The following is a 16,828-nucleotide window of genomic DNA, read 5'->3' as shown; positions in this document are numbered from 1 at the left end:
ATGACACAGCACAAGGACGTCCTCAGCGATCTCGTGGAGGAGGGCAACACCCTCGAAGCCCTGCTGGTGGATGTCGACGAGGCCGGGTGGGCGCGGCCCACCCCGGCCGAGGGGTGGTCGGTCCGGCACCAGATCGCCCATCTCGTCATGGTGTTCGGCATGGCGGAGAAGGCGGCGGCGGAGCCCGCCGCCTTCAAGGAGTTCGTCGCCGGGGTCCGCGACTTCGGCGAGGCCGTCGAGAACGGGCTGAAGCCGTACCTTCCTCTGGACGGAAAGCGGTTGACGGACACCTGGCGGGCCCAGCGGGCACGGACCGAGCGGGCCCTTCGGGCCGTACCGCCGGAGCGGCTGGTGCCGTGGCTGGTCCGGCCGATCCCGGCGTGGGTGCTGGCCGCCGCGGGCATGATGGAGATGTTCGCCCACGGCCAGGACGTCACCGACGCGCTCGGCATCACTCGCCAGTACACCGACCGGATCCGCCACGTGGCCGAATTCACCGCTCTCACATGGGAGTTCGGCTACCAGCCACACGGTCTGCCGGAGCCGAAGAAGGGGTTCCGCTTCGAGTTGACGGCGCCCTCGGGCGAGTCGTGGACGCTCGGTGATCCCGACGCGGAGCAGCGGATCACCGGACCCGCCGTCGACCTCTGCCTGCTGGCCACCCGGCGCCGACACCGGGACGACCTCGCGCTCACCGCGTCCGGGCCGGACGCCGATCAGTGGCTCGACATCGCCCAGGCCTACCGGGGCCCGGCCGGTCCCGGACGCCGGCCCGGACAGTTCGCCGCACTCGGCCGCTGACCGGGGCACACCCGCCGGCGGGTCGGCGGCACCCGGGGTGCCGCCGACCCGGCGCCCTCGGACCCTGCCGGCGGCAGCGGCTCACCACCGTCTCCGGAAGGGCGCCGGGTCTTCGCGCACCGCGCAGAGCCCGGTGAACATCCCGCCGTATTCCGGCAGTGAACGGCAATTGGCGTATCGCTGACAGGGCCGCGTCGTCCCATCGGAATCGACCGACGATTCGGAAAGAAAACCGGGCGTGATTTCCGGCGGGTGCCAGGCCCGGACCGAGGATTTTCACGTTTTCTCTCACACGTCGCTTCTTCGAGCTTGCCGAATGTCCTGACGTGCGGCATCTCGGCTAGCAAGCCGGGAGATGCCCGCCACGCGGCCATCCCGGACCATGTCTTTGGAATCGAATCTCGTGATTCGCACGCCGAACCCTGACATCTACAAGAGAGAGGGGGAGCACCGTGGCATACAGCCAGCGGATCCGCAGGCTCGTGCCGGGGTTGGTGACGGTTCTCATCGCGGCGTCACTGTTCTATGCGACCCGGGCATCGGTGGCCGCGCCGGGCGGTACAGAAGTGGCCGCCGCCTACCGCTTCAAGGAAATGCCCATCGCCATGCCGCCGGGCTACGACAAACTGCCCAAGCGCACCGTGCGGACCGTCAACCCCGCCTACGAGAAGATCCGTTCCTGGATCTCCTCGGTGGGCGCGAGCATCGCGATCAACGACGTGACCGGGAACGGCCGAGCCTCCGGCATGTGCATCGTGGACACCCGCACTGACCAGGTCACGGTGACGTACACGCCGACGGCACCCCGGTCCGACCGGTTCACGCCGTTCCTCCTCGACGCCGCGCCGCTGCCCGTGGACGACACCATGGCGCCCACCGGCTGCACCTTCGGGGACTTCAACGCGGACGCGCGCATGGACATCCTGGTCAGCTACTGGGGCCGCACGCCGGTCCTCTTCCTGGCCCGCTCCGACGCGCGCACCCCGTCGCCCCGTGCCTATGTGCCACGTGAACTGGTGCCCTCCCAGTCGCAGGACGGCCGCTACCACGGCCCGCGCTGGAACACCGACACCGTGCACGTGAACGATCTGGACGGCGACGGCCATCCGGACATCGTCGTCGGCAACTACTTCCCCGACTCCGACGTCCTCGACCCCCACGGTCTGAACAACGTGGTGATGAACGACTCGCTGTCCCGCTCCAAGAACGCCGGCGGCGACCACGTGCTGCGCTGGACGTCCGCCACCTCCGGCACCGATCCCACCGCCGCCTACGTAGCCGAGCCCAAGGCGATCCCGTACGACGCCGCCACGGGCTGGACGCTGGCCGTCGCCGGCGCCGACCTCACCGGTGACGCCCTGCCGGAGCTGTACATCGCCAACGACTTCGGCCACGACCACCTGCTGTACAACCGCTCCCGTCCCGGCCGCATCCGGTTCACCGAGGCCGTCGGGGAGCGCACACCCACCACGCCCAAGTCGTTCGTGCTCGGCCAGGGCTCCTTCAAGGGCATGGGCGTCGACTTCGGCGACCTGGACGGCACCGGCCGTTTCGACATGGTGGTCAGCAACATCACCTCGGCCTGGGGCCTGGAGGAGTCCAACTTCGTCTGGAAGAACCGTGCCGCCGACGAGGCCGAGATGGCCCGCAGACTCGGCGACGGCGTGGCCCCGTTCACCCAGGAGGCCCGCGAGTACGGCCTGGCGTGGAACGGCTGGAACTGGGACGTCAAGATGGGCGACTTCCGCAACTCCGGCAACCAGGACGTCGTCCAGACCGATGGCTTCGTCAAGGGCGACATCGACCGCTGGCCGTGGCTGCAGGAGATGGCCATGGCCAACGACCTCCTGCTGTCCAACCCGGCCATGTGGCCGAACGTGCAGCCGGGCGACGACATCGCCGGCGACGACAAGCTGGCCTTCTACGCCCGTACCGAAGACGGCACCTTCGCCAACATCAGCGAGCAGCTCGGCCTCGCGGTGCCCACGCCCACCCGCGCCCTGGCCACCGGCGACACCACCGGCACCGGGGCCCTGGACTTCGCCGTGGCCCGGCAGTGGGGACCGCCCGCCTTCTACGCCAACACCGCCCCGAACCTGGGCAACCACCTCACCCTGACCCTGGTCCGCCCCGCGACGGGGTCCGCCCCGGAGGGCTCCGACGACGGCCTGGCCGCCGCCGGCAGCCCCGCCTACGGCGCCACCGTCCTTGCCACGACACCCGACGGCACGGAGATCGCACAGCTCGACGGCGGCGGCGGGCACAGCGGCTTCCGCAGCTTCGACGTCCGTTTCGGACTCGGCGACTACAACGGCCCGGTGGACCTGCGGCTGCGGTGGCGTGACGCCGACGGCACCGTCCACGAACAGGAACGCCGCCTCGACCCCGGTTCCCACACCCTCATGCTCACCGGCGACGCGCAGGAGGTACCGAGCACATGACCGCGACGGTCACCCAGCCCCCCGCGGGGCAGGCACCGCGGACCGGAGCGCCGCGCCCCGCCACCAAACCGGACGCGCGTTACCTCGCGCTGCGCAACTTCGCCATCTCCATCAGTGTGTTCAACGTCTTCGGCTACACGCTGCTCGGCTTCGAGCAGCCCTGGCTCTGGCCGGTCCTGGCGGTCCTGTGCGGATACGCCACCGAGATCGGACTCGAACTGGTCAGCGCCTGGGCGTACAAGCGTGCCCCGCGCTTCCGCGGGCGGGGCGTGCGCGGCGTGTACGAGTTCCTGCTGCCCGCCCACATCACCGCGCTGGCCGTGTCGATGCTCACCTACGGCAACGACCTGTTCCTGCCGGTGCTGTTCGGCGTGGTCATCGGCGTCGGCGGCAAGCACGTGTTCCAGGCGCCGATCGCCGGCCGGATGCGGCACTTCATGAACCCGTCGAACTTCGGCATCACGATGGCGCTGCTCTGCTTCGGCACCTGGTTCAGCATCGCGCCGCCGTACCAGTTCACCGAGAACGCCAACAACTTCTTCCGAGTCGCCATCCCGCTGATCATCGCCACCGCGGGGACCGTCATCAACGCCATTCTGACCAAGCGGGTGGCGCTGATCGTCGGCTGGCTCGGCGGCTTCGCGATCCAGGGCGTGATCCGCCACTTCGTGTGGGACGTCGCGGTGTACTCGGCGGTCGGCATGATGAGCGGAGTGGCCTTCGTGCTCTTCACCAACTACATGATCAGCGACCCGGGGACGACGCCGAGCAAGGCTCGCAACCAGTTCATATTCGGCGCGTCGGTCGCGATGGTCTACGGGGTGCTGATGGTCTTCAACGTCGTCTACACGCTGTTCTTCGCCACCTCGATCGTGTGCGCCCTGCGCGGTACCGGCTGGTGGGCGGCCCACCTGATCAAGCGCCGGCGTGAGCACACCGCCGCCGCGCCCGCCGCGACCGCGGGCACCACCACGGTACCCGAGGCGGTGGCGGTATGACCGGCACGCCGTCGCGTATCGCCGTCGTCGGCATGGCCTGCCGCTACCCCGACGCCGACACGCCCGAGCAGTTGTGGCAGAACGTTCTGGCCGGGCGGCGCGCCTTCCGCCGCCTCCCGGACGAGCGGATGCGCCACGAGGACTACTACTCGCCCGACCCCGCCGCCCCCGACCGCCACTACGCGCGCAAGGCGGCCGTCCTGGAGGGCTACGAGTTCGACCGTGTCCGGCACCGTGTCGCCGGCAGCACCTTCCGCGCCACGGACATGACGCACTGGCTGGCCCTGGACACGGTCGCGCAGGCCTTCGAGGACGCGGGCTTCCCCGACGGAGCGGGCCTGCCGACGGCCACCACCGGCACCGTCCTCGGTAACAGCCTCACCGGTGAGTTCAGCCGCGCCAACCTGATGCGGCTGCGCTGGCCGTACGTACGCCGTACGGTCGGCGCGGCGCTGCGCGAGCAGGGGTGGTCGGACGGGGAACTGGCGGAGTTCCTGGCCGGTCTGGAGGAGCGGTACAAGCAGCCCTTCCCGCCGGTCGACGAGGACACCCTGGCCGGCGGTCTGGCCAACACCATCGCGGGACGCATCTGCAACCACTTCGACCTCGGCGGCGGCGGCTTCACGGTCGACGGCGCCTGCTCCTCCTCGCTGCTGTCCGTCGCCACGGCATGCGACGCGCTGGCCTCGGGGCGGTGGGACGTGGCCGTCGCGGGCGGGGTGGATCTGAGCATCGATCCCTTCGAGGTGATCGGCTTCGCCAAGACCGGAGCCCTGGCCACCGGTGAGATGCGCGTCTACGACCGTGGCTCGAACGGCTTCTGGCCCGGTGAGGGCTGTGGCGCCATGGTGCTGATGCGGGACGAGGACGCCGTCGCGCAGGGACGTTTCCGCTACGCGGTCATCGCCGGCTGGGGCTGGTCCTCGGACGGCCGCGGCGGCATCACCCGTCCCGAGGCGAGCGGCCACCGGCTCGCTCTGGAACGGGCCTACCACTCCGCCGGGTTCGGCCTGGAGACCGTCTCCTACCTGGAAGGCCACGGCACCGGCACCGCCGTCGGAGACGCCACCGAGCTGCGCGCCCTGTCCGAGGCGCGCCGCGCCGCCGACCCCGACGCGCCGCCCGCCGCCCTCGGCACCGTCAAGGGCAACCTGGGGCACACCAAGGCGGCGGCCGGGATCGCCGGACTGCTCAAGGCGGTGCTCGTGGTGCGCCACCAGATCATCCCCCCGGCCACCGGGCATCGCGACCCGCACCCCGAACTCCTCGGCGAGCGACCAGCGTTGCGGGTGCCTGGAGAGGCCGAGCCGTGGCCCGAGGACGCCCCGAGGCGGGCCGGTGTCTCCTCGATGGGCTTCGGCGGCATCAACGCACACATCGTCGTCGAGCACGCCGACGGGGCGCCACGCACCGCCCTGCCGCGGTCCGCCGTCCGCCTGGTCCGGTCCCGTCAGGACTGCGAGCTGCTCCTGGTCGACGCGGACGACACCGCCGGCCTGCGCGGTCGGCTGACCCGGCTCGCCACGCTCTCCGGGCAACTGTCCTATGCCGAGCTCGGAGACCTGGCCGTCTCACTGGAGACCGAGCTGGCGGGCCGTCCCGTCCGCGCGGCCGTCGTGGCCGCCTCCCCGGAGCAGGCCGAGGAGCGCTTCACCGAGCTGCTGGCCCGGGTCGACGGCGGCGCCCGCGCGGTCCTCGACCCGGCCGCGGGGCTGTTCCTCGGCCGCCGTACCGGGGCAATGCCCCGGATCGGCTTCCTCTTCCCCGGCCAGGGCGCGGGCCGCAGCGGCGACGGGGGCGCGCTACGCGCCCGCTTCGCCTTCGTGGACGAGCTGTACCGGGAGCAGGCCCTCCCGGCCGGCGGCGACCAGGTGGCGACCGAGGTGGCCCAGCCCCGGATCGTCACCGCCTCGGCGGCCGGGCTGCGCGTGCTGGACGCGCTCGACATCCAGGGCACGTCCGCCGCGGGACACAGCCTCGGCGAGCTGACGGCCCTGCACTGGGCCGGAGCCCTGGACGAGGCCGCGCTGCTGCGTACGGCGGCGGCACGCGGCCGGGTGATGGCGGCGGCGAGCGACGGCGGGGGCGCGATGGCGAGCATCGCGGCGGGGCCCGGTTCGGTGGAACCGCTGCTCCACGGCGAGCCGGTGGTGATCGCCGGGTACAACGGCCCCCGCCAGACCGTGGTCTCCGGGCCCGCCGACGCCATCGACCGGGTGAGCGCACGAGCTGTCGCGCAAGGGCTCGGTGCCCAGCGCATCAACGTCTCACACGCCTTCCACTCGCCCGCGGTCGCACCGGCGGCACGCGCGTTCGCCGAGCATCTGGCGCAGGAGCGGCTCGCGCCCCCGGCCCGGCGGGTGGTCTCGACGGTCACGGGCGCACCACTCGCCCAGGACACGGACGTGGCGGAGCTGCTTGCCCGCCAGGTCCTCGCCCCCGTCCGTTTCACGGAGGCGGTGACCGGTGTGGCGGCGGAGAGCGACCTGCTGCTGGAGGTCGGCCCGGGCCGCATCCTGAGCGGCCTCGCCGCGGAGACGGCGGACGTCCCGGTGATCGCCCTCGACACGGACAGCAGGTCCCTCGCCGGGCTGTTCCACGGTGTGGCGGCGGCATGGGTGCTGGGCGCCCCGGTGCGCCACCGGGAGCTGTTCCGGGACCGCTTCGCCCGGCCGCTGCCGCTGGACAAGGAGTTCCGGTTCCTGGCGAATCCGTGCGAGTCGGCGCCGGACGGGGATCTGCCGGATGTGGCGGACACGGGCACCACCGGGGGCGCCGGCGCGGACGCCGTGCGGCCGGGAGCGGCGGGGGCGTCCGCCGACGCGCCGCCGGACGCCGCCGGGGACGGCGCGACCAGCCTGGACGTCCTGATGCGGCTGGCCGCGGCGCGTGCCGAGCTGCCGCCCTCGGCCATCTCGCCGGACACCAACCCGCTGGACGAGCTGCACCTGAGCTCCATCACGGTCGGCCAGATCATGAATGACGCAGCCCGTGAGCTGGGGGTCGAGGCCGTCGCCACGACGTCGGCGTTCGCCACCTCCACGCTGACCGAACTGGCGAGTCTGCTGGACGGGCTGTCCGGTACGGCCCTGCCCTCCGACGCGGACCGTACGCCGGTGGCGGCCGGAGCGGCCCCGTGGGTCCGCGCGTTCTCGGTCGACCTGGTCGAGGCGGAACCGGGCGAGGTGCCCGGGCGGCCCGGAGCCGCCGCAGGCGGCGGCGCGGACTGGACCGTGTTCGCTCCCGACCGGCATCCGCTCGCCGAGCCGCTCGCAGCGGCTCTCCGGGACGCCGGGCTCGGCGGGGGCGTGCTGCTCTGCCTGCCCGCCGACTGCGACGACGAGCACGCCGCGCTGATGCTCTCGGCGGCCCGCGCCGCCCTGCGTCCCGCCGCACCCGCCGCCCGTTTCGTCGCCGTCGGCGATCGGCGCGGTGCCGCCGGGCTGGCCAAGACACTCCACCTGGAGGCGCCCGACACCGCCACCACCGTCGTCACCGTGCCCCTCAACAGCCTTCCGGATCCGGCCGGGCTGACGCGCCGTATCGTCGCCGACGTCGCGGCCACCACCGGGTTCGGCGAAGTGCACTACGACGCCGCGGGGGTCCGCCGGGTCCCCGTGCTGCGGGCCCTGCCGCCCACCGCGGCCACCACCGGTACCGGCGCCACCGCCCGCCCCCCGCTGACCGCCGCCGACGTCGTCCTGGTGACCGGCGGAGGCAAGGGCATCACCGCCGAATGCGCCCTGTCCCTCGCCCGGGAGACCGGCTGCGCCGTCGGTCTGCTCGGCCGCTCCGACCCCGAGGCCGACCGGGAACTCGCCGCGAACCTCGGCCGGATGGCCGCCTCGGGCGTCCGCTTCCACTACGCCCGGGCCGACATCACCTCGGCCGGTGACACCAAGGCCGCGGTCAACGAGATACGCGAGCGGCTCGGTCCCGTCACGGCCGTGCTGCACGGTGCGGGACGCAACGAACCGCGTGCCCTCGCCGACCTCGACGAGGCGGCGTTCCGCCGCACCCTGGCCGTCAAGATCGCCGGTCTTGAGGCGGTCCTCGCCGCCGTCGACCCGGCCGACCTGCGGCTGGTCGTCGCGTTCGGCAGCATCATCGGCCGCGCCGGGCTGCGCGGCGAGGCCGACTACGCGACCGCCAACGACTGGCTGACCGAGCGGATCGCCCGGCTGCGCCAGGACCTCCCGGACTGCCGGTGCGTCGCGCTGGAGTGGTCGGTGTGGTCCGGCGCCGGTATGGGGGAGCGGCTCGGTGTGCTCGAATCGCTCCTCCGCGAGGGCATCGAGCCGATCCCGGCCGACGAGGGCGTCGCGATGCTCCGCCGGGTGCTGGCCGACCCGGAGATGCCCGACACCCTGGTCATCATGGGTCGTGCCGGCGGCCTCCCGACCATCGCCCTGGAGGACCGCGAGCTGCCGCTGCTCCGGTTCCTGGAGCGCGTCCAGGTCCACTACCCCGGTGTCGAACTCGTCGCGGACTCGGAGCTGTCGGCCGCCACCGACCCCTACCTCGCCGACCACCTCCTGGACGGCACCCTGCTGCTCCCGGCGGTGCTCGGCATGGAGGCCATGGCCCAGGCCGCGTCGGCCCTCACCGGGCGCACGGGGGGCGACGCGGTACCCGTTTTGGAGGAGGCCGAGTTCCTGCGGCCGGTGGCGGTCCCGCCGGACGGCTCGACCACCGTGCGGGTGGCCGTGCTGGCCACCGGTCCCGACACCGTGCGCGCGGTGATCCGCAGCAGTGAGACCGACTTCCGCGCCGACCACTTCCGCGCCGTCCTGCGCCACGGACCGCACCCGCGGCCGCCGCACGGGCCGAACCCGCCCGAGGGCGTCGCCCCGGCGCTGGACCCGGCGCGGGACATGTACGGGCCGGTGCTGTTCCAGGGCGCCCGCTTCCAGCGCCTGTCGGGCTACCGGCACCTCGCCGCCAGGGAGTGCGCCGCGGACATCTCCACATCCGCCACCGCGCCCTGGTTCGCGGGTTTCCTGCCGTCCGACCTGGTGCTGGCCGACCCGGGCACCCGTGACGCGCTGATGCACTCCATCCAGGCGTGCGTGCCGGACGCCACCCTGCTACCGGTGGGCATAGAGCGGCTGCACCTGGCCGATCCGGCGGTGGTCGCCGGCACCGAGCGCGTCGTCCTGCACGCCGTGGAGCGTTCCCGCAGCGGCGACACCTACGTCTACGACCTCGACGTCCGCGACGAGCAGGGCTCGGTCGTCGAGCGCTGGACGGGCCTGACGCTGCGTGCCGTGCGCAAGCTGGACGGCTCCGGCCCCTGGGAGCCCGCGCTGCTCGGCCCGTACCTGGAGCGCCGTGTCGAGGAGGTGCTGCCGGCGCCGGTGCGGATCGCCGTCCACCCGGACGGCGACGGCGCGGACGGCGGCCGGGACGCCCGCCGGGCCCGCACCGCGCACACCCTCGGCCAGGTGCTGGGCCGCCCGGTGGTGCTCCGTCACCGCCCGGACGGGCGCCCCGAGGTGGACGGCGGCCCGCACGTCTCCGCCTCCCACGGCGCCGGGGTGACCCTCGCCGTGGCCGGGGAGCGGCCCGTCGCGTGCGATGTGCAGCGTGTCGAGGGGCGCGGTCCGGAGGAGTGGGAGGGGCTGCTGGGCGACGGCGGTCTCGCGCTGGCCCGGCTGATCGCGGCCGAGCACGGCGAGGACCTGTCGCTCGCCGCGGGCCGGGTGTGGGGCGCCACCGAGTGCCTGCGCAAGAGCGGCCAAGCGCATGTCGAACTGACGGTGGACGGCGGCTCCGGGGCCCCGGACCGGTGGGTGGTGCTGCGCTCCGGAACGGCCCGTATCGCCACCGTCCCGGCCGTGCTGCGCGGTGCGCCCGAGCCGGCGGTGTTCGCCGTGCTGACAGAGACGGAGGGGTGAGGAACCCATGGGCGGAGAACGCCCCTACTACGAGATACGCCATCTGGTCGGCTTCGAGGAGACCAACCTGGTGGGCAACGTCTACTACGTCAACTACGTTCGCTGGCAGGGCCGTTGCAGGGAGATGTTCCTGCGCGACCGGGCCCCGGCCGTGCTGGACGACATCCGAGGGGATCTCAAGCTGTTCACCCTGTCGGTGGGATGCGAGTTCTTCGCCGAGATCACCGCGTTCGACCAGTTGTCGATCCGGATGCGACTGGAGGACCTGACGCAGACCCAGATAGGTTTCACCTTCGACTACGTGCGGCTGCGCGGCGGGGACGGCGAGGGTGATGCCGACGGGTCCGTCACCGGGGACCTGGTCGCCCGGGGCCGGCAGCGCGTGGCCTGTATGCGCGGGCCCAACACCGACACCCGGCCGACCCGGGTGCCCGAGGCGCTGCGCCGCGCGCTGGAGCCGTACGCGGTCCCGGCGGCCGGCTCGGCTCCCCCCGGGCAGCTCGCGGCGGCGACGGGCGGGGGGTGACGGCATGGCCGACGGCCGCGTGGACGGCCCGAACCCGTCCGCCCCGAACGGGGCGCCCGCACTGCTGGAGAACGATCGCCGCGAACTACGCGGCGTGCTCGGCTCCTTCGCTACCGGCATCACCGTCCTGACGGCCGGCCGGGAGCTGCCGAGGGGCATGACGGCGAACTCCTTCACCTCCGTCTCGCTGGATCCGCCGCTGGTGCTGGTGTGCGTGCTGCGCACGGCGGCGCTGCACGACCTGTTGCTGGACGAGAAGGCGTTCGCGGTCTCGGTCCTCTCCGCCGACCAGGAGCCGATCGCGCGCCGCTTCGCGGACCGTAGTCGGCCGCGTGGCGCCCGGGAGTTCGAGGCGGTGGAGACCGAGCCGGGCCGCCGGACCGGCGCACCGATCCTGTCGGGTGCCCTGGCCTGGCTGGAGTGCGGCCTGGAGGCGGTGTACGACGGCGGGGACCATTCGATCCTGCTCGGCGCCGTGCTCGACGCGGGCCGCGGGCCGGGTGGTGACGCCCTGCTGTTCTACGGCGGCGCCTTCCACCGTCTGGCACCCTCCACCGTCTGAGCCGGCCCGGGGCGGTATCCGCCGGGCCGCGGTCGCCGTGCGCGACGACCGCGGCCCGGCGGTGTCTTCAGCCGTGCCGGGGCGCCGCCTCCCCGCCCGGGTTCACCCCGCGCCGAGGAGTACGCCGAGGCGCTCCAGGGAGCGCCGGGCCCGCGCCGGATCGTCCCCGGCGCCCACCAGCAGCCCGTGCACCTGTGAGGCGAAGCAGCGCTCCGCGTCGTAGGGCGGCACCAGGAAGCCGCCCAGTTCCAGCGTGACGAGCCCGTGCAGCGCGATCCACATGTGATGGGCCACCAGCCGCGCGTCGCCGTCCCGGAAGCGGCCCGCCGCCATGGCCGCCACCACCGCCCGGGTCACCGGCTCGAGGGTGTAGCGGCCGTGCTGCCGGTCCTCCTCGGTGAGGCTGAACCCGCCGAACCCCACCCCGCCGAACATCACGCCGTACAGGTGCCGGTGCTCGATCGCGTTCCGGTGGTAGGCGAGCCCCATCGCCGCGATGTCGGCCACGGGGTCGTCGCTCGGAGCGACCTCGTTCATCCGCCGGTCGAGCCGGGCGAAGCCCTCGTGGACCATCGCCCGCACCAGATCGTCCATGCTGCCGAAGCGGGTGTAGACGGCGGTGGTCGACGATCCCACCGCGGAGGCGAGCCGGCGGGTCGTCAGCGCCTGGGGCCCTTCCTCGGTCAGCAGCCGCGCGGCGGCCTCCACGAGATCGGCCCGCAGCTTCGGATTCGCCTGACGTGGACTCACCCTTGACCTCCCCTCGGTCGTCCGACACCCTATACCGTAACTATGTTACGTAACGGCGATACGCTACGTAGGGCGGAACGATGACCGCATCGAAAGCCGAACCGGCCGGCCTCTCCGCCGTTCCCCCCGTCACGCGGGAGGCGGTCGTCTCCCGGCCCCCAGTCCTCGGTGCGCTCCCCCCGGAGCTGGACGGCACCTTCCTCACCATCGGCCCCAATCCGCTGCGACGCCCCTCCGGCGAGCATCTGTTCGCGGGCGACGGCATGGTGCACGGTGTACGGCTGCGCGCCGGGCGCGCCGAGTGGTACCGCAACCGCTGGCTGCGAACCGACCGCGTCGCCCGCATCCTCGGCGAACTGCCGGCCCCCGGCCCCCGGCACGGCCCGAACGACAACGCCAACGCCAACATCGTCCGCCACGCCGGCCGCACTCTCGCCCTCGGCGACTGCGGCCCGCGTCCGCTCCAGATCGACTCCGCCCTCGACACGGTGGCCCGCGTCGACTTCGACGGCACGCTGCGCGGCGGGTTCTCCGCACACCCGCAACACGACCCCGTCACCGGCGAACTCCACGCGATCACGATGTCGCTCGAGCCGCCGTACGCCACCTATGTCGTCGTCGACGTGCACGGCCGGGTACGCCGCTCGGTCCCGGTGCCGCTGAAGCGTCCGGTCATGACGCACGCGTTCTCCCTGACGGAGCGACACGCGCTCGTCTACGACCTCCCCGTGGTGTTCAGCCCCGCCGCCGCGGCGGCGGGCTCGCGCGTCCCCTTCGCCTGGAACGACGGCCACGGCGCCCGCCTCGGGGTGCTCCCGCGTGACGGCGGCTCCGACGACATCCTCTGGATCGAGCTGCCACCGTGCTTCGTCTTCCACCCCGTCAACGCCTTCGGGGCCGGCCGTCACATCGTCGTCGACGTGATCCGCCATCCACGCGTCTTCGACCGGGACCCGCACCGCCCCGGTGAGACGCCCCCCGCCCTGGTCCGCTGGACGGTGGACGCGGCGGCGGGCACGGTCGTCGAGGAACCACTCTCCGACCTGGTCCAGGAGTCCCCGGTGATCGACGACCGGGTGCGCGGAACCCGGCACCGCATCGCGTTCGCCACGGCCCTCGCCCCGTGCGACGGTGAGCTGCTGGGCGGTCCCGCGCTGCTGCGCCACGACATCGCCGCCGGGCGGACCGACACCCATGTGCTGCCCCCGGGCCGCGCGACCGGCGAAGCCGTCTTCGTCCCCCGTGAGCCGCGCGCCCCCGAGGGCGACGGCTGGTTGCTGAGCATGGTCACCGACGCCCGGACAGGGTGCGGCGAGCTGATGGTCCTCGACACCGCCGACTTCGCCGGCCCCCCGGTCGCCGCGGTCCCGCTTCCGGTCCGGGTGCCGCACGGGTTCCACGCGGCGTGGGTGGACGGCGGCTGACAGCGGCGGCGCGGGTGCGGCAGGTCGGCGCGGCGGTCCGGCCCCGGGCGGTGGCCCGCTTCGCAGCCTCCTCGAAGTGGCCCCGATCGTCCGGGAGTCCGGTGTCGAGGCCGGTGATGTGGCGGTTGTACGTGCGGAACGCGGTGGCGATCGGCTCCCGCTCCCCCCGGGGCAGCGACATGGAGGAGCGCAGCAGCGTCCCGGCCGGGTGACCGGGCGGCGCGTCGCTCGCGGCTGGAGCGCGCGGTGGCATGATGCGTCACCTCGACGACCGGGTGGGCGAGATCCGCCTGGCCGACGCGGAGCACGGGGACGCCCATGCCGCGGCGGGACGGACCGCGTGTGGCCGGTCGGCCCGCCCGCACCGCGCACCACCGCCCGGGCCGCCACGATCGCGTCGTACGGACCCGCTTCCGGAGAAGGGGCGACGGGGATTGATCCCCCAGCGGATTTCTTGTGCGGTTACGGATATCTCATAACACACTCTGTGCGCCACCGGACGGAAGGGATCCCCGAATCCGTTGCCCGTTCAACCAGCCTCCAGACCTTCACGGTCTCCGGTCTTCACTTGCCGGCGCGACCGCCGTGGAGTGACGGACACGTCGGTGAGCCGCCGGATGGCAGTCCGGTTGACGACGGATCTCGGCGGACGGCCGCGCCGCGAAGCATCCGCCGGAAGGCCCGGCATTTCGCCCATGGACCGCAGACAGGTCTCCAGCCGGGAATCCAGCGGTTCCCGTTCATTTCGCTTACGCGCGGCCGGTCTTCGCGCCTCCAATACCGTAGCCTCACCGAATCGACTGCGGTACGCATCCTCTGCATTGCTGCCACCGACCCCCAATGGGGAATTCCTCCCGGGCGAACCGTCTTCATGCGGTCCCGGTCGTTCGATCACCCGGGCGGCGACCGGGACGAGCAGCCGCACCGTCCCGTCCGCCGGGCGCGTCGCGCGCTCGAAGACCGCCATCGTGTACTCCACCGCACCGACCCGGAGCGCGGCCACCGCGGCACTGAACTCGTCCGGCGGGATCCTCGGTTTCGCGGCGGGAATCCGCGCTCCGGGCCCTGATCGACGAACCCGAACCCGAACCCGCCCCAGGGCGTCGGCCGTTCCCGGTGCAGCGGACGAATTCGGGAACGTCTCCCTGGAATGCCGGCATGCGATCCGCCCGGATGTTGAAGAAATGGCCCCGGAATTTCCGTCCCGGCGATGGGTGACACCGGAGGACCGATGTGCGGAACGTCGTTCGAGCGGCTGGCGTGTGAAGTGGGGCAGCCGAATCGACGTGGCGGTGTCGGCCGGTCCGGAGTCGGCCATGAGTGCTCTCGGGTGTCCGCCGTTTTGATTCACGAATCGCGTTCCCTGCTGAGCGAAGAAACGGGCTCTTCGGCGCTGCTCTCCGATACCGAAAACAGGATCGGCTGACTGAGTGCGCTTCGGGATCGGGTACGTGCTGTTCGGGGTCGGGGTGTTCCGCTCTTTTCCGGCACGGGGGCGTCGGCGACGCGGACGCGTGTCGCCCGGGCGGAAGAACGGGGACCGGAGTCGAGGGCCGGCCCTTTTGCCCGTCATCACCGTCCCGCTCCGGCTTCGCGCGCTCCCGCCGCCACCGGCCCCGCCCGGGGCCGGTGGCGGCGGGAGCGCGCGAAGCCGGAGCGTGCCGCCGGGGGCGGCGCGCCCCGGTACGGACCGACGAGCGGTCAGGAGAGGATTGGATAGTCGATCGTCGCGCTGAGGTTCCGCCCCTGGTCAATGGCGCAGAAGATGGGGAGGACGGCGACACCGTGCGCGGCGGCGTGTTCGGCGAGCTCCCGGTACTCCTGTTCGGACCCGTCGGCCGCCGGTGTGATCACGATAATCCCGGAGCCCTGGGCCGCCATCCGTTCGGCGATCGTCCTCGCAGCGGTCAGCTGGGCGTCGGTGCCATGGTCCCTCAGCGCGACGACGGCGACGTCGATGCCGCCGGTCCACTCCACCAGCTCAGCCGTGTACTCCTCAAATTGGCGACGGTCCGAAAGGTCGACTTCGGCGGCCTCGGCGACCGCCCCGGCATCAATTAGCTGGCGGGCCGAGGCCTCGGCCCGGTCATATGAAGAGTCTGCGAAGAAAATGAGTGCACGCTGGCCGGCGAACGCCCTGACCATCGCGGCACTGTGGGCTGAAGTGACACCGTATACGACCACCGTCTTGTCCTCAAGGAGCACGAAACACTTCCTATCCATGTCCTGTAGTTGCGAGAACCGCGCCACCCTGGCTTCGGGGACAATGGCTACCTTCCCATGAGGCGTCGCGGGTCTTGCTCCTTTCCGGACGGCTTGCTGTGTCGTCTCCCCTCGAATGGCCATCGGAATAAATCGGAGCCGGTCGCCTCGGTGTGTCGGGAGGCGCTGGTCACAGGTGATCATGACGGAGTCGCGCGCGATACTTCGGCAAGTGTGAGGCGGCTTGCGGGGGACTGGAAGGAGGCCGAATCAGCACCTGCCGGGAATCGTCGATCAGGGGTATACCGGACCGAGTCGGTGGCCCCGTGCGTTATCGGCTTAATGCGGAATAAGTCGGGTGGGTTGCTCGTCGCGACTCGCGTGCTTCCGCGTGCGGACCCCGTGGCCCCACGACGCAGCGGAGCTCCGGTCGACGGGGGACTGGGAAGTCCCCCGTCGACCGGAGCTCCGCTGCCGGCCGGCCGGCGCCGGCTACCGCACCAGTTGGGCCGCCCGGGGAGCCGTGCGCTCGAGCCACCAGTGGGCGATCAGGAGGTTGATCACCCAACTGCCCCAGGTGGAGAGTTCGATCATGAACGAGAGACCGACCTGGAAACCCGGGAAGGCCTGCATCAGCTCGGCCAGCACCCGGCCCCAGGTGGTGCCGAGGGAGATGGCGAAGCTGTAGACCATCCAGCGGCGGTGGTCGACGTACCGTCGCCGGCGGGCGGCCCGGTAGCCGAGCAGCGTGGTGACGATCCACAGCACCCCCGACAGGACCAGCCCGAAGGCGCCGAACGGGGCCTGGCTGAAGGGTACGAGGGCGAAGGCCAGCGCCGTCGTGGGCAGTACCGCGCCGAAGATGTAAACCCGTCCGCTCACCCGGTGCACCCGCGGGTGATGGCGGCGTATCCAGGGCAGGACCTGGAGGAAGACCGTCACCAGGGCGAGATTGCCGAGGACCGTGTGCAGCACGACGACCAGGTAGTGCTGCGAGAAGCCCGGGTCCAGCGGGATGCGGGACTGCTGCGGATCTCCGCTCAGGTAGCGGGGGAAGGCGTACAGCAGGTTGAACACGACGACGACGGCCAGTGCGGCCGCCCACGGACTGTGCCACCAGCGTCGCGCCGGTCCCGTCGCGGGCCGGGCACCCGGTGCGCGGTGCCCCGCAGTGGTGGCCGGAGCACCGGTTCCCTCTCTGTTCTGTGTCACCGCGGAGCCTCAACT

General features: G+C 72.3%; 11 protein-coding genes. 7 read left to right on the top strand and 4 right to left on the bottom strand.

The genetic code is table 11. The features are described from left to right. From ACGRHY_RS05920 to ACGRHY_RS05895, 6 genes are all read left to right on the top strand, one after another. Complete coding sequence (locus ACGRHY_RS05920) at positions 1-801, top strand: TIGR03084 family metal-binding protein (protein ID WP_394634350.1); 801 nt, start codon at positions 1-3, stop codon at positions 799-801. A gap of 452 nt (positions 802-1,253) precedes the next feature. Then, the gene (locus ACGRHY_RS05915) at positions 1,254-3,242 is read left to right on the top strand and encodes a CRTAC1 family protein (protein WP_394634349.1); all 1,989 of its coding nucleotides are present in this window, start codon (positions 1,254-1,256) and stop codon (positions 3,240-3,242) included. After that, on the top strand, positions 3,239-4,240 hold the full coding sequence (locus tag ACGRHY_RS05910; protein WP_394634348.1) for a hypothetical protein: 1,002 nt from the start codon (positions 3,239-3,241) through the stop codon (positions 4,238-4,240). The genes ACGRHY_RS05915 and ACGRHY_RS05910 overlap by 4 nt, the downstream gene beginning before the upstream one ends. Beyond that, a complete protein-coding gene (locus ACGRHY_RS05905) occupies positions 4,237-10,137 on the top strand; it encodes a type I polyketide synthase (protein WP_394634347.1) in 5,901 nt (1,966 codons plus the stop codon). The genes ACGRHY_RS05910 and ACGRHY_RS05905 overlap by 4 nt, the downstream gene beginning before the upstream one ends. Before the next feature lie 7 nt (positions 10,138-10,144). Next, positions 10,145-10,663, top strand: coding sequence for an acyl-CoA thioesterase (locus ACGRHY_RS05900; RefSeq protein WP_394634346.1), 519 nt, complete (start codon positions 10,145-10,147; stop codon positions 10,661-10,663). Positions 10,664-10,667: 4 nt separating this feature from the next. Next, positions 10,668-11,225, top strand: coding sequence for a flavin reductase family protein (locus tag ACGRHY_RS05895; protein WP_394634345.1), 558 nt, complete (start codon positions 10,668-10,670; stop codon positions 11,223-11,225). A gap of 102 nt (positions 11,226-11,327) precedes the next feature. Here ACGRHY_RS05895 and ACGRHY_RS05890 read toward each other — a convergent pair whose 3' ends face one another. Next, positions 11,328-11,975, bottom strand: coding sequence for a TetR/AcrR family transcriptional regulator (locus ACGRHY_RS05890; RefSeq protein ID WP_394634344.1), 648 nt, complete (start codon positions 11,973-11,975; stop codon positions 11,328-11,330). A gap of 80 nt (positions 11,976-12,055) precedes the next feature. On the opposite strand from ACGRHY_RS05890, the gene ACGRHY_RS05885 reads away from it, so the two are divergent. Continuing rightward, on the top strand, positions 12,056-13,399 hold the full coding sequence (locus tag ACGRHY_RS05885; RefSeq protein ID WP_394634343.1) for a carotenoid oxygenase family protein: 1,344 nt from the start codon (positions 12,056-12,058) through the stop codon (positions 13,397-13,399). 529 nt (positions 13,400-13,928) lie between these two features. Here the strand turns inward: ACGRHY_RS05885 and ACGRHY_RS05880 are convergent. From ACGRHY_RS05880 to ACGRHY_RS05870, 3 genes are all read right to left on the bottom strand, one after another. Next, positions 13,929-14,366, bottom strand: a complete 438-nt coding sequence (locus ACGRHY_RS05880; RefSeq protein ID WP_394634342.1) for a hypothetical protein — start codon at positions 14,364-14,366, stop codon at positions 13,929-13,931. A gap of 734 nt (positions 14,367-15,100) precedes the next feature. Next, positions 15,101-15,745, bottom strand: a complete 645-nt coding sequence (locus tag ACGRHY_RS05875; RefSeq protein ID WP_394634341.1) for an SDR family NAD(P)-dependent oxidoreductase — start codon at positions 15,743-15,745, stop codon at positions 15,101-15,103. A 348-nt stretch (positions 15,746-16,093) separates the two neighbouring features. Further along, positions 16,094-16,813: a DUF2306 domain-containing protein gene (locus ACGRHY_RS05870; RefSeq protein ID WP_394634340.1), complete on the bottom strand. Its 720-nt coding sequence runs from the start codon at positions 16,811-16,813 to the stop codon at positions 16,094-16,096. Positions 16,814-16,828: the final 15 nt, after the last annotated feature.

This window comes from Streptomyces shinuiensis (assembly GCF_043660855.1).
Taxonomy (GTDB): Bacteria; Actinomycetota; Actinomycetes; order Streptomycetales; family Streptomycetaceae; genus Streptomyces.
The sequence above is the reverse complement of the archived record's forward strand: the minus strand, read 5'-3'. Positions and strand labels throughout refer to the sequence as shown.